The sequence below is a fragment of the Nostoc foliaceum FACHB-393 genome (assembly GCF_014698505.1).
GTDB lineage: Bacteria > Cyanobacteriota > Cyanobacteriia > Cyanobacteriales > Nostocaceae > Nostoc > Nostoc foliaceum_A.
Genome location: NZ_JACJTD010000015.1, coordinates 147,169 through 160,315, shown reverse-complemented (window position 1 = coordinate 160,315; position 13,147 = coordinate 147,169). Strand labels below are relative to the sequence as shown.

Sequence of the window (13,147 nt, the reverse complement as noted above, 5' to 3'; positions counted from 1 at the left end):
GAATATTTTATACTTTGCTTCCAACACACCGACTTTTATTACGAATACAAGGCTTTCGGAATCAGATTTAAATAATACTTATGTACTATTAATTAGCGATCGCTCTGTGCCAGTTGCGTAAGTCCTGTAACATTTATTCTTGAATATATCTCCTTGATCACCCTGAGCAAAAAACGTGGGCTGATAAGTTTGGGTAACATTGCTAGGGTAATACTGGGTGTGCAGTAAACTGGTGATTAAAACCCAAAATAACGCTCTGTGTTAGCAGATAGTGCTAGCCACTCAACAACCGAGTGCAGCAACTGAGTAATAAGACTTAGGCGGTTTTTGATGATGAGGTATCTATCGGAATAGCAAGACACACTAGCTAACTTATTATTTGCATATCTATGTATGTAAATAGATAGATTATTTTATTTTGCTCCTTGATAAGATACTTAAACGAACTTAAAGGTTTGTCGCTTTCCAAATCATTATAATTCCTCAAGGTTCTAAAGCGAATCTTTGGGGCCATAATTGTTTTAGCTGTCGCTATCGATGAGGAGTTTAAATACCAGTAAGACACTGGGGAGGCTAGTTGCTAGAAATGAGAAACGTCGCCTCTGGGAAAAATGCACTCGTCCGCAAGCAAGTGTCCGTGAGGGGAAATCCCGTTGTTTTAATGGCGTTGAAATAACCAGAGTTGCTTATATGAGTCTTCTTAGAGGATATGGCTTCAGGCGAAAAGACCATCAACAATTGGCAGATGGAAATGCCGGAGGTTTCCACAGGAAGAATGACCCCAAAAGCCCTATGTTAATGCTAGATTACCCGCTTTATGACTTTCAGGCAACCGTACCTAGCTGCCCCCAAACAAGTTCTCTGGCAGTGGTGTTGGAGATTTTTGAGCAAGAGCAGTGCGATCGCTTGGTAGTAGTGAATCAACAGCAATGCCCCATAGGGTTGCTGTATTCTGCCCGTTTAATCCAAAAATTATTAGCACATCGTGACGATAAAAATTTAAATTTACAGCAATCACTCACTACCTGGGGTCAAGGTCTAATTGAGCCAATACAGACAATATCAGCTTCTGAACGTGTAAAGCAATTAAGCTTGCACTTGTGTTATCCACAGTCCGAAAAACAGCAGAACTTAGATTGGGTACTGATTGACTCCAATGGTCAATATTTGGGGCTGCTAGATAGTTCACGTCTGTTGCGATTGTTGGCTAAGGAACGGATGGCTGGGTTACAAAGCTCAGGCATCCAGGGGTCGTCTGTTGAGCATCGCCATGAGTACGATGTTGGTATGCAGATGCCAAATAACCCCAAGTCGTTGGGACATCAGCCACTAGTACAGTTGCTAGAAAGACTGCCTTGGCCTTTAATGTTGCAAACTGGTACTGGCGAGGTGGTAGCACGAAATCCCGCCTGGTGGCAGCAATTAGGAGCATTGAAAGATCCAGAAGGAGTTAGGCAACAAGTGGAAGCAATACTTGTCCCTAACCGCTCCGAAAAACCAGAATATGCCGCCCAACGAGCAATCAAGGTTCATCCCAATGGTAGGGAAAATGAGCATGGTGGTGAAGAAAAACTGACTCAGCAAGAAGCATCGAATGATGCTGTATACAGTCGGTGCTATTTGGATAGTCAGGTGGGTACTTGTACCTGCGTTGTCGAAGTGCAAAATGGTCAGGAGCGAATCTGGCAGTTTGCCAAAATTCCCTTAGATAGTCCTGAGCTTAAAGTTATGAGTGCTGAGTCTGAGGTTGCACTCAGCAATGATTTGTGGTTAGTTTTAGCTACTGATGTCACTGAACAGCAACAGCTTTGCAAAGAACTAGCAGCGAAGAATGCCGATTTAATTCAACTAAATCGGTTGAAAGACGAGTTTTTAGCTTGTATTAGTCATGAACTCAAAACTCCCCTAACTGCCGTTCTGGGATTATCGCGCTTGCTCGTGGATCAGCAGTTGGGAGAACTCAACGAGCGTCAAGCCCGCTATGCCGGACTGATTCATCAAAGCGGACGGCATCTGATGAGTGTGGTTAACGACATTTTAGATTTGACCCGCATGGAAACGGGACAAATGGATTTGACGCTAACGCCAGTAAAAATTAGTGCTGTGTGCGATCGCGCCCTATCGGAAGCCAAAGCCATCCACACTCAAACTACCAAAGCTACATCCCAAACTCAACAAAATGCTCGTTCATCTGCTCCCCAATTCTGCCTTTCCATTGAACTAGGCTTAGACCAAATAGTGGCAGATGAACTGCGCTTGCGCCAGATGTTAGTACACCTACTTTCCAACGCCTTTAAATTCACCGAAATATCTGGCGAAATTGGGCTGCGGGTGAGTCGTTGGGAAGGATGGATTGCCTTTACAGTTTGGGATACAGGCATTGGCATTCCTGAACACCAGCAACACTTAATTTTTCAAAAATTCCAACAACTAGAAAATCCCCTCACCCGCCAATTTGAAGGTACTGGTTTGGGGCTGGTATTAACTCGGGCCTTGGCTCGTCTCCACGGAGGAGATGTCAGTTTCTTATCTCGTGAAGGAAAAGGTAGCCAATTTACACTACTTCTGCCGCCCAGTCCTCCAAAAACAGGCTTTTCTGAACCAGATATGGGAATCAGAGAAGACGAGGAGACACGATACCAACCGACACGGGAAAACCCCACAGCAGCTCGTCAGTCTGTTAGCACCCCCACACAACATCATCCTGCTAGTTCGCAACGGTTGGTCTTGGTAGTCGAGGCAGTAGCCCGATATATTGAAGACTTGACCGAACAACTCAAAGGTTTAGGATATCGGGTTGTGATTGCGCGATCAGGGACAGAAGCAGTCGAAAAAGCTCGGCGCTTGCAACCAATTGCGATATTTTTGAATCCGTTGTTACCCCTGCTATCAGGCTGGGATGTGCTGACTTTACTAAAATCTGACACCGCAACCCGTCATATATCTGTAATTGTGACAGCGACGGGAGCCGAAAAGGAACAAGCATTTGCTAATCGAGCCGATGGTTTCTTAAGCTTGCCAGTAGAGCATCAGGTATTAGCACCAGTTTTAGAAAAATTATGTACTGCACAAGCAGTTCCGCAGCAAGGGTTAAACAACAGCGCTATTATCCCAACTAAAACCCCACTGCGAATTCTCAGGTTGGTGAATCCCCAGTTGGAATCGGTCAATCCCCACCCCTCACTTAGAGAACACCGGGTGATTGAAGTAGATGACCTAGATCAGGCAGAACTTTTAGCGCGGGTATGGCAATTTGATGTCATTTTGTTAGATGTCGAAAGTACCACCGCCCAAATGTATCTGCAACAACTAATTCAGCACTCGCGTTTGGCGGCAATACCACTGGTTACTTGCGATGTTGCAACTACCTTAATAGCTTCTAAAATACCAGGGCTATCTGTATTTCCTTACTTAACACCATTTGCTAAAGATAACAGCAGTCGCACTGAGAAAACAGATGCCTTACTATCTGTACTGCAAATTGCTTCTGGTATTTGCTGCCCTCCTAACATTTTGGTAGTGGATTTAACAATGCTGCGTGATTTTCCCCAGGTAAGACGCAAGCCAGTTAAGGGTTATCGGACAGCAAAAAATTGCTCAATTAGTAGTGAAACTGCTGAACGGGGGTCTGAGTGGTTCCAAGCTTTAATTCAGTACCTACAAACAGCAGGTTTCAAAGCAGCGATGAGTCCCTGTTGGGCAGAAGTGTTACAACAAATTCGCCACCAAAGCGTTGACTTACTGCTAATTTGTTTAGGAGAATCCGCTATCCACAAAGACGTGCTCAAAGCACTGAAGACATTGGGAGATTCACCTTTAAAGTTACCACCAATTTTGGTACTGAATCAGCGATTAAATCGCCCAGAAACCAGTTTCCAGTCTGGGGTAGCTTATAAGGAAATTGACAAGCAGAAGAAGAATGGTTTGGCATCGATAGAAACTGTTGTTGGTGCGATCGCTACTCAAATATTACCGCGATCGATATCAATGGAAGACCTATTAAACCAGATCAATCAAGCCTTAGCTGTCAATGGTTACAATGACAAATGTTAATGGGTACTGGGTACTGGGGAAAAATTCTTTTAAGATTGGTGGGGATATAAATCTACATACTTATCTTTCCTAGTCCCCAATCCCCAATCTCTAATCAAGATATGTCTATTTTTTGATTTTTCTTTTTCTTAAAAGGAACTCGAACCAAGTTGTAAGCACCCTTGGTTGATAAACTCTTGTAATCATCTGGCTGTAAGTCCATTTGTAAAAACTTTTTCTGTTCAGCCAACAGCAGCAGCGAGGGAGGTTGTAGTCCCTTGGCAGCTTGGTTTTGAATATGCTCTATAGCCTCTTGGGGAAATCTTAAATAATTGACGTGGATGTGGCTGTAAAAGACTACACTAGGCTTTTTGAATCCAAGCATAATCAATTCTTCATTTGGTTGTTTTGCTTCTAGGATGACCGCAGATAATTCCCTTAAAGGTAATTGACGTTCTCGATCTATAAAGAACGAAGCAGGGGTTAACACAAAAATTAAGAATGCTACAAACCCTAGTAAATTAATGCCGATAACGTAATTCCATTGGCGACTTAATAAGAAACCCGCAACTAAAACGGCACAAACTAGCCACATTACACCGGCTATTACTGGTAAACCAGATTGTTGAATTAGTTCGTGGAAGTTACTTATAGCTGGATCAGTACCTAATATGTGGGTTATGTTAAACAGTGCTGTTGCCAGAACTGATAAAAACACTACATTCACCCAACCACTCACTCGGAGAAAAGAGGGGGACACGGGAGGAGTGGGAGAGGAGGAAACAGGAATTGTTTGCCTAGCCTCTGTATCTTGGAAAAAGTCGCTCCACAACAGGGCTATCAGGATGGCTGCTGCTGGCATTAAAGGCAATACGTAGCTAGGGAGTTTGGTAACAGCAATGCTGAAAAAACCAAAAATGCTAGCAAACCAAAACCAAGCAAATAAACCAAACTGCTGAAAACGTTCAAGGGATCGCCAGTGCGATCGCTGCCAAAACTTTAGTCTTACTATAGAGAGTGGTAAATACACTGAGTAGGGCGCAAAACCCAGCAGCACTACTAAAAAGTAAAAATACCAAGGTGCTGAGTGACCATTAACAACTTCTGTAAACCGTTCCAGGTTGTGATAACCAAAAAAGGCATTAATATAATTCCAGCCATTGCGCCAAATTACTAAAGCAAACCACGGCACTGATAAACCTAAAATTATCAATACACCAACGAGAAGGCGCATTTCCCGCAACACCTCTCGAAACTTTCCCACGTAAAGCAAAAAGGCGGCAACAATTAGCCCTGGTAAAACAATTCCCACTGGACCTTTACTCAAAATTGCGCCAGCAATCAGCACATAAAAAGCTAAGTACCACTTATTAGGGAATAGGGCAGAAGAGGCAGAGGGGTAGGGGGCAGGGGAATTTTCCCCCTGCTCCCTGCCCCCTTGCTTCCTACTCCCTCCCTTCCCTGCATACCCTAGAAAGAAACATAACAAAGCTGATGCCATACATCCGGTGAGCAGCATATCAGAGACACCAATTCTCGCCCAAATAATGGTTTCGGGATTAAGTGCCATGAGCGCTGCTGCTATAAAAGATGTTAAGTAGCGGCGAGTAGGACGTGAAACTTGATCTAATTCGTCTTGTCTAGCGAAATACCACTGTATGGTGTAAAAACCTAAACAAACTAAGCCGAAGGCTGCGATCGCTGACGGAAGGCGTACTGCCCACTCATTCACCCCAATAATTGCATAAGCGATCGCCTGACACCAGTAAATTAAAGCAGGTTTATCGAAACGAGTGTCACCATTGAAAAATGGGGTAATCCAATCACCTGTGACGAACATCTGGCGGGAAGCTTCGGCAAACAGCGGCTCTGTCTCATCAATCAAGCCAGTGTTGCCCAAATTCCAGCCAAAAGCGATCCAGCCAATCACTATCAACCACAAAATCGATACAGTGATACCAAGGGCTGGATTCTTTCCTATTTTATTGAACCACTCATCAACAGTGTGCTTAACACTCAATTTCATTCTCATTAGTCAATAGTCAACAATCACTAATCAATAGTCGTTGGTTATCTATCTTTTGTTCTGCGGAGTTTTAAATTCAACAATTTTCTTCTCCTCAGTACTCTACACTTTTTCCTGTTCAGTAACGCCAGTTGCTCAAAGTCGCCAGAAAAACTTCTCCAACACATAACACTTTGAAGACAAATGGCTTAAACCCTTTGTCTTCAAAGTAGCTGAATTTACGCCCAGCTGTATTACTTTTTCAGTACTACTAAATATGGACTATGGACTCAGTACTAGTTGCCATTCCCTATTTTGGGAATTCCATTTAGGTAATTGAGTTTCACCGACAACATAGGGACCCCAGTAACGACGGGAACCATCTTGTGCAAAAGCAACTAAAATATCTCCCTTCTCCAACTTTAAATTATTCTGAGGTAGGGATAAAATCAGTCCCTTCTCACTACCTTCTTGGGGAGCAAAATCCCAATGTGCCGGTACATCATGGTTAGCCTGTTTAGTACTAGAGCCTTTTGCTACCGACTGTCGCGCCAGTAGAGCCAACCGTACAGGCTGATTTGTTTGATTGCTCATTCGCAAAGTTCCTTGATCCTTGGCAATGCTTGCTGATTTATCACGCTCTGCCAAGACAGGATAAGTATTCTCTCTAATACTATGTTCTACTTGATTGGTTGGGGTAGTTGCTGGAGTAGATAGACTAGCTGAAATACCTTTTTCAGGTGAAACGGGTGTAGAGGAATTTGCCTCCCACTGGTTAGTTTCAGTTGGCAGTTGTGAAGATGTATCTGGGTTTGTGGATTCAAAGGATACGCTCACTCCAAAGTATCCCACCAGAGCAATAAGCAGTCCCAAGCAAGAAGCTGTAACACCGACGTTACGATACACGGAAGATTTCATATTGATAGTTATTAGAAATAAATATTTTGTCTAGGCTTGACCAAATAGTAGCCTATTATCACAAAAGGGAATCATAGAAAGTAGCCTAATATAGGCTTTCCTAAAATTAGGGATACAAATGTATTATAAATATCATTTTGATTAGAAAATATTTGGAGAAAATTATTTTCTTGATGTTTAACAAACGAGTAGTGCAGACACCCATTGCTTTGCATCTTGACCGTAGGCTTGGATAAAAACAAGAAAATTAGATACTAAGCAAAGCCAATTCATGACCCAGCAAGGCATCTTTTGCCAAACCCTTAGATAAATCTAAGATATATATTTCATCTTGCGTTAGAATAAGCACTCTTTGAAGGGCCTGTACTTCCCTAAATGATGATATGATTTGCAAATTTCAATCAACACTCGAAGCCCAGGACATAATTATAATATTAACAAACAAGCTGATGCTAAAACCAATATCCTCCTTAATATAAGAGATATTTCAAGATATCTTGACTTTTCCCTAGAAGCCCTTGTAATGCAAAATACTCGTCTCAATAACTTATTAGATGCCATTGCTACACGCTTGGGGCAATGGTTTTTAAATCCTTGGCGGCGACTATCGTTACTAATTATCAGTTTTTTGTTCGGTTTTTTTCTGGGAAACGCAGCTTCCACTACAGCCGGTCAACGGGCAGAATTAGACATAGTGGTAGCTGGTTTTTTAGTAGTATTGACTGAAATTACTAGTAGGATATTTTACAGTCAGAGCTTTTTCGCTAGGCGATCGCTCTTGGTAGACTCACTAAATCTCCTCAAAGTTGGTTTCACCTACAGCCTGTTTCTCGAAGCCTTTAAGTTGGGATCGTAGTATGGGGGATGAGGGAGATGAGGGAGATAGGGAAGCAGGAAGCAAGAGAAGCGGCATTAGCAGATAGGTTGAGGGCTAAAGCTTTTGGGATCACGCCGGAAAATGTCGATGAAGTGATAAAAGAGCGATCGCATTTACTAAAATCTGTCTTACCAGCTTTTAGCCAATTCTGCCAAACTAGCCTCAAAGTCGAACCCCAGGAAATGTTACAGGTGTTGTGGGACTTGTGGCTGCCTTTGGGAATCACACTAGCATCGCAGCGCCAACAGTTAGAACGCCCCCTGATTCAAGGAATATTGGGAGGACAAGGCACTGGTAAAACCACAATGTCCAAGGTTCTTAGCTTGATTCTCGATCAGTTGGGATACCGGACTGTGAGTTTATCTTTGGATGACTTATATAAAACTTACAGCGATCGCTTGCTTTTAACACAGCAAGATCCCCGCTTGATTTGGCGCGGCCCACCAGGAACCCACGATGTAGATTTAGGTTTAAATGTACTAGATAAAATCCGCCAGTTGCAAAGCCCAGTGATGATTCCCCGCTTTGATAAATCTGCTTTTAGAGGCGCTGGCGATCGCACTAATCCAGAAATGGTTACAAATATAGATATAGTACTATTTGAAGGCTGGTTTGTGGGTGTGCGACCAATTAACGCAGATGTATTTGATACTGCACCGCCGCCAATCCTCACAGATGAAGATAGAGCATTTGCTCGTGATATGAATCTTCGCCTCCACGATTATCTACCATTATGGGAGCGATTAGACAGTTTAATTGTGCTATATCCCACCGATTACCGATGTTCTTTGGAGTGGCGCAAACAGGCAGAACAGCAGATGATTGCTGCGGGTAAATCGGGAATGAGCAATGCAGAGATAGAGCAATTTGTCAATTATTTTTGGCGATCGCTTCACCCAGAATTATTCATCAAGCCGTTAGTAAAAGATACGACAGTGGTTGATTTAGTAATTGAGATTCATGCTGATCATAGCTTTGGTGAAGTATATTGCGATCGGGCTTAGGGGCTTACTTCTCAAGCAAATCAGCTAAAAACACTATAATGTCTTTAAAGCGTGATTTGTCCTACTCCTTAGACCAAAAATGCTAGAGGAACCTTTAAAGCTTTTCTTATCTTACTCACATAAAGACGAATCTCTAAAGGATGAACTAGCTAATCACCTAAGTACTTTGAGACGCCAAGGTGTGATTTCAAGCTGGGACGATCGCAAGATACTACCTGGAGAGGAGTGGGATTACCAAATTAATGAGAATTTAAACACCGCCGATATCATTCTGTTACTTATCAGTTCAGACTTTATCGCTTCTAATTATTGCTGGGAGATTGAAGTCACCACAGCAATAGAACGTCACAATACGGGAAAAGCTCGTGTCATCCCGATTATTCTGCGAAGGGTTGATTGGAGTGATACACCCTTTGCTAAACTGCAATTTTTGCCCAAAGATGCCGAACCTGTTACCTCTTGTACTAATCGAGACGATGCATTCACAAACGTAGCTCAGGGAATTAGAGCTGCTGCTGGGCAATTGAAAAGTGAGCGTAAACTGAAACTGACACTGGCAACAAAGGAAACTGCCATAGCTGAGTATCGCCAGAAGGTTGAAGAATTTGCAGATGATGGCGAGATTTCTTTAGTGGAATCCAAAATATTGAAGCATTTACAAGAACAGCTAGGATTAACTGATGAAGAAGCTCGTACAGTTCGAGACAAAATATTAGAACCTTATGGTAAATACAGAGAAAATCTGGATCAATACAAGCAAACCTTTACCGAGTTAGTAGATGAACAAGGATATCCGTTAGGGGAAAAAGCTAAAGCGGGTTTGAAGAAATTGCAGCAATATCTGAACCTTAAAGATGACGATGTAGCCCCAATACATAATGAAGCTGAAGTACAAAAGCAACAAGCAGAAATACTCCAACAACTACAGGAAGCACAGAGACTTAAACTAGAAAGGGAACAACAGGAAGCACAAAGGCTGCAAAGACAACGAGAACAAGAAGAAGCACAGAGACTGCGACTACAACAGCAATCTACTGCTAACGATCTTCCCTCTGAGAAAGGTGTAGACTATAGGCGGTTGCGCGATTTACTTAAAGCTAAACAGTGGAAAGAGGCGGATCAAGAAACTCTGGCTGTTATGCTCGAAGCATCAGGCAGAAAATCACAAGGCTGGCTTAGTTCTGAATCTATTAATAATTTTCCTTGCACTGACTTACGCACCATTGACCAACTGTGGGTAAAATACAGCAATGGGCACTTTGGGTTTAGTGTGCAAAAGCGAATTTGGGAAAACGTTGGAAAAGACTACGAAAAGTTTGGCGATCGCGTCGGATGGCGAAAAGAAGTGTTTTTTAATAAAAACTGGCGGATATACTCAGACCTGGCCTTCACAACAAATTCTCCGCAGGGACATCTTCCCGTTGCTGCTTCGAGTAAGATTTGTGATTTTATGATTGTCTCTTCTTTTATCGCGTCGAGACTTGTAAACTGTAACATATAAGGCTTACAGGAAATTGTGAAGATTCACAAACAAGTCATTTAGCACGAAGTATTGCGGTTTCTACGTTTCCGTTACCTGGCACTGTGGCAAAAAAACGTCTTCTTGTTGTGCTTGTAGTACAATGCTAGCTTTTTGGGTGTCATAGCAATTAGCAAAGATAAATTTGCTCGCTACTTTTTCTATTTCATGGTTACTTGCTTCCCATTCATCCCAAGGTAGTTTCATTTGTCCTGGATTTTGCGATTACTTTCAAAGTTGACTTTTGACTTTAATCAAAAGGGCGTGCAGTGATATTCCACTCATCGCTCAAAGCTTATAAACGTTCGCTTAAAGTCTGCGAGAAATTAGCTATGTCTTTTGCTGTATGGCAGAAGCAATAGTCAGTATTATAGTAAAGCAGCATCAGTGCAAGGCGAAAGCCCATCGCATAGACTGACCCAGTGAATTGTATAAATAACTATGAATGTACAACTTGTTAATTCTCTTGTAGAAGTGGTACTAAACCTCTCCCCCGAAGAGCAAAAACTCTTTCAAGAAAAACTTAGTAACAAGAATTTAACCTTACTAACTAGTAAACCTAAAACATCATCAGAGAGATTATTACTTTGGCAGGAGTGGATAGATACAGCACCAAAAAGTTATGTCAACCTTGATGATGAAGCTTTGCGTCGAGAAAATATCTACGATGATGAAGTATGACCAATTATTTATTAGATACTAATATCCTGTTACGCTCCAGGGATATAGCTTCACCCGATTACAATCTTGTCCATCGCACAATCAGGTATCTAATATCTAATAACCATCGATGTTTTATTACATCTCAAGTTTTAATTGAATTTTGGGTTGTAGCCACTCGTCCTGTAGCTGTAAATGGATTTGGATGGACACCAGAATAAACCGAACTCTCGTTGCAAATGCTAATAAATCAGTTTGAGTGGCTAGAAGAAACACCAGATATATTTCACCTTTGGTTTGGCCTCGCTACAACTCATAAAATTTCAGGTAAACGCACCCATGATTTACGCATACAAGCAGTAGTGCTTGCCCATAGCATCAGTCATATTTTGACTCTAAACCCAAAAGACTTTCTAGAAGTTGAAGGAATTACTATTATTCACCCTAATAGCATAAACAGCTAGAGGCTGGGATTTAGTGCGATGGTAATTTTTATTTCCGTGTTTAAAAAGTCTGACAATTTGTAAAAAAGCTTTCTCAATATTTTTAAGAGGTTGTTTTAAAAATGGTTAGCTGTTATTTTAGGCACTTGTTGATCCCCCCTAGCCCCCCTTTTTAAGGGGGGAAAGCTTCTTAAAGTCCCCCTTTTTAAGGGGGATTTAGGGGGATCTAAAACGTTTTGCCACCAACAAAAAGACCTTTCAAACATCCTCTAACTACTTGGGAAACCTCCAGCTTGAAAAATCTGTTCGGCAGTTAAATTCAACTCTGGAAAAGTAGGCGAAACGATGCGATTAGTACCTCTAAATTGAGTAAATTGGTATTCACCATCTATTAATTGATAAATAGATATAGTAGGTTGTTTGGGATTGCCAATAAACTTTTTAGCGCCTAAACCCAGATAATCTACAACCCAATATTCAGGAATTCCAATACCCTCATATTTACCTTGTTTTGTGTAGTAGTCATCATCCCAATTGGTACTAACTACCTCAACTACTAAGGGAATTGATGCCGCATAACATACAGTTGATTCTTTTTTCCATAACGGCTCATTCACTAAATTCAGACGATTTAATATCAACACATCTGGGGAATAAGCAGATACCGAATTAAAAGGTTTTATCAGCGCAGTTTTAGGGATTGTATAAGGTAAATTTAATCGGTCAAATTCTACTGTTAGTTTTCTAGCTATAAAGCCAACAACATCTTCATGGTCACCGGTTGGTTGGGGCATTTCAACAATCACGCCATCGTGTAATTCGTATCTTCCGCCTTCGGGCCGCCACGCTGTAAAATCTTCAAAGCTTACTAGTTTGGGTATGGCTTGACTCATAAATTGTTGCTTTGACTTGTATATTGCCTTAATACTTGGGTAAAACTTTCCTGTCGAGTGCTTTATGTCTATTGATTTTCATCGTTAATGTACCGAACTTCAACATCAATGCTTTCAAAGCTGACAAATTGCTTTTAAAACTTGTAGCAACTGACTTGAACGTTCTCTTCCCATCAAATTTAATTCTGGTAACAGGTAATAAATTGGGGGATTTCCTTGTTCGATATAGACAAACTGATAACTTCTACCATTAGTCACTAATCCCCAAACTGATTTTTGATTATCTAAATTTTTATAAGAGTATGTGAGTAGCTGAGGTAAACCTGTTGATATATCAATTTGGCTATTTTTAGATTCAATTAACAGTACCCAAAAATATTTTTGAAGTTTTGTATGTTTAGCTTTACTAATAGCTAAAATATCAAATCTTTCTTTAATTAGGATATCTTCATCTTCAACTTCAATATCAGCAATATTCTCCTTTAAAACAATCTCGATAGGATAGCGATAAAAACCAGCTAATCTTAGTAAAGGAGCAGCTGCAAGGAACTTTACCTGACCTTAAGAAACTTTCCCTGCTGTCAGGTATCTATCAAAATCATGCTGAATTTGTTTGAGTTCCTGTTGTTCTACTTCCGTGAGAGGTTCCAGAGATAAGTAGTTAGAAAATGAGTCATTGTAATGTTTTTGAAAGCCAAACAGACGATGAACTTCTTCTAAGGTTAAATTACGAGCGTTGAGAATTGTCATATATTTTTGCTTGATTAAGGTGAAACCCAATCCAAGTTTCCTATAT

At 41.3% G+C, this 13,147-nt stretch carries 11 protein-coding genes and 1 pseudogene; 7 read left to right on the top strand and 5 right to left on the bottom strand.

Going from position 1 to position 13,147, the window contains the following annotated elements:
- Nucleotides 1-792 precede the first annotated feature (792 nt).
- Nucleotides 793-4,053, top strand: a complete 3,261-nt coding sequence (locus H6G92_RS14890; protein ID WP_190894446.1) for an ATP-binding protein — start codon at nucleotides 793-795, stop codon at nucleotides 4,051-4,053.
- A 94-nt stretch (nucleotides 4,054-4,147) separates the two neighbouring features.
- Here H6G92_RS14890 and H6G92_RS14885 read toward each other — a convergent pair whose 3' ends face one another.
- Together H6G92_RS14885 and H6G92_RS14880 are read right to left on the bottom strand one after the other, a co-directional pair.
- Nucleotides 4,148-6,064, bottom strand: coding sequence for an ArnT family glycosyltransferase (locus H6G92_RS14885; RefSeq protein WP_190894439.1), 1,917 nt, complete (start codon nucleotides 6,062-6,064; stop codon nucleotides 4,148-4,150).
- A 255-nt stretch (nucleotides 6,065-6,319) separates the two neighbouring features.
- The gene (locus tag H6G92_RS14880; RefSeq protein ID WP_190894438.1) at nucleotides 6,320-6,955 is read right to left on the bottom strand and encodes a hypothetical protein; all 636 of its coding nucleotides are present in this window, start codon (nucleotides 6,953-6,955) and stop codon (nucleotides 6,320-6,322) included.
- Between the two features lie 523 nt (nucleotides 6,956-7,478).
- Here H6G92_RS14880 and H6G92_RS14875 point away from each other — a divergent pair.
- From H6G92_RS14875 to H6G92_RS39435, 3 genes are all read left to right on the top strand, one after another.
- Complete coding sequence (locus H6G92_RS14875; RefSeq protein ID WP_190894437.1) at nucleotides 7,479-7,811, top strand: DUF565 domain-containing protein; 333 nt, start codon at nucleotides 7,479-7,481, stop codon at nucleotides 7,809-7,811.
- A 17-nt stretch (nucleotides 7,812-7,828) separates the two neighbouring features.
- On the top strand, nucleotides 7,829-8,836 hold the full coding sequence (locus H6G92_RS14870) for a glycerate kinase (protein WP_190894436.1): 1,008 nt from the start codon (nucleotides 7,829-7,831) through the stop codon (nucleotides 8,834-8,836).
- A 79-nt stretch (nucleotides 8,837-8,915) separates the two neighbouring features.
- A complete protein-coding gene (locus H6G92_RS39435; protein ID WP_242059136.1) occupies nucleotides 8,916-10,337 on the top strand; it encodes a GUN4 domain-containing protein in 1,422 nt (473 codons plus the stop codon).
- A 60-nt stretch (nucleotides 10,338-10,397) separates the two neighbouring features.
- On the opposite strand, the gene H6G92_RS14855 is transcribed toward H6G92_RS39435, so the two are convergent.
- Nucleotides 10,398-10,562, bottom strand: coding sequence for a hypothetical protein (locus H6G92_RS14855; RefSeq protein ID WP_190894447.1), 165 nt, complete (start codon nucleotides 10,560-10,562; stop codon nucleotides 10,398-10,400).
- 234 nt (nucleotides 10,563-10,796) lie between these two features.
- On the opposite strand from H6G92_RS14855, the gene H6G92_RS14850 reads away from it, so the two are divergent.
- Genes H6G92_RS14850 through H6G92_RS39425 form a run of 3 tightly spaced genes read left to right on the top strand, consistent with a single transcriptional unit; the run spans nucleotide 10,797 to nucleotide 11,479 of the window.
- Nucleotides 10,797-11,036, top strand: a complete 240-nt coding sequence (locus tag H6G92_RS14850; protein WP_190894435.1) for a hypothetical protein — start codon at nucleotides 10,797-10,799, stop codon at nucleotides 11,034-11,036.
- Complete coding sequence (locus H6G92_RS39430) at nucleotides 11,033-11,236, top strand: hypothetical protein (protein WP_242059135.1); 204 nt, start codon at nucleotides 11,033-11,035, stop codon at nucleotides 11,234-11,236. Before H6G92_RS14850 ends, H6G92_RS39430 begins: the two co-directional genes overlap by 4 nt.
- 18 nt (nucleotides 11,237-11,254) lie before the next feature.
- Complete coding sequence (locus H6G92_RS39425) at nucleotides 11,255-11,479, top strand: type II toxin-antitoxin system VapC family toxin (RefSeq protein ID WP_242059134.1); 225 nt, start codon at nucleotides 11,255-11,257, stop codon at nucleotides 11,477-11,479.
- A 248-nt stretch (nucleotides 11,480-11,727) separates the two neighbouring features.
- On the opposite strand, the gene H6G92_RS14840 is transcribed toward H6G92_RS39425, so the two are convergent.
- Both H6G92_RS14840 and H6G92_RS14835 read right to left on the bottom strand, forming a co-directional pair.
- Nucleotides 11,728-12,351: a Uma2 family endonuclease gene (locus H6G92_RS14840; RefSeq protein ID WP_190894434.1), complete on the bottom strand. Its 624-nt coding sequence runs from the start codon at nucleotides 12,349-12,351 to the stop codon at nucleotides 11,728-11,730.
- A 114-nt stretch (nucleotides 12,352-12,465) separates the two neighbouring features.
- Nucleotides 12,466-13,101, bottom strand: a pseudogene (locus tag H6G92_RS14835) (restriction endonuclease subunit R).
- Between the last annotated feature and the right edge of the window lie 46 nt (nucleotides 13,102-13,147).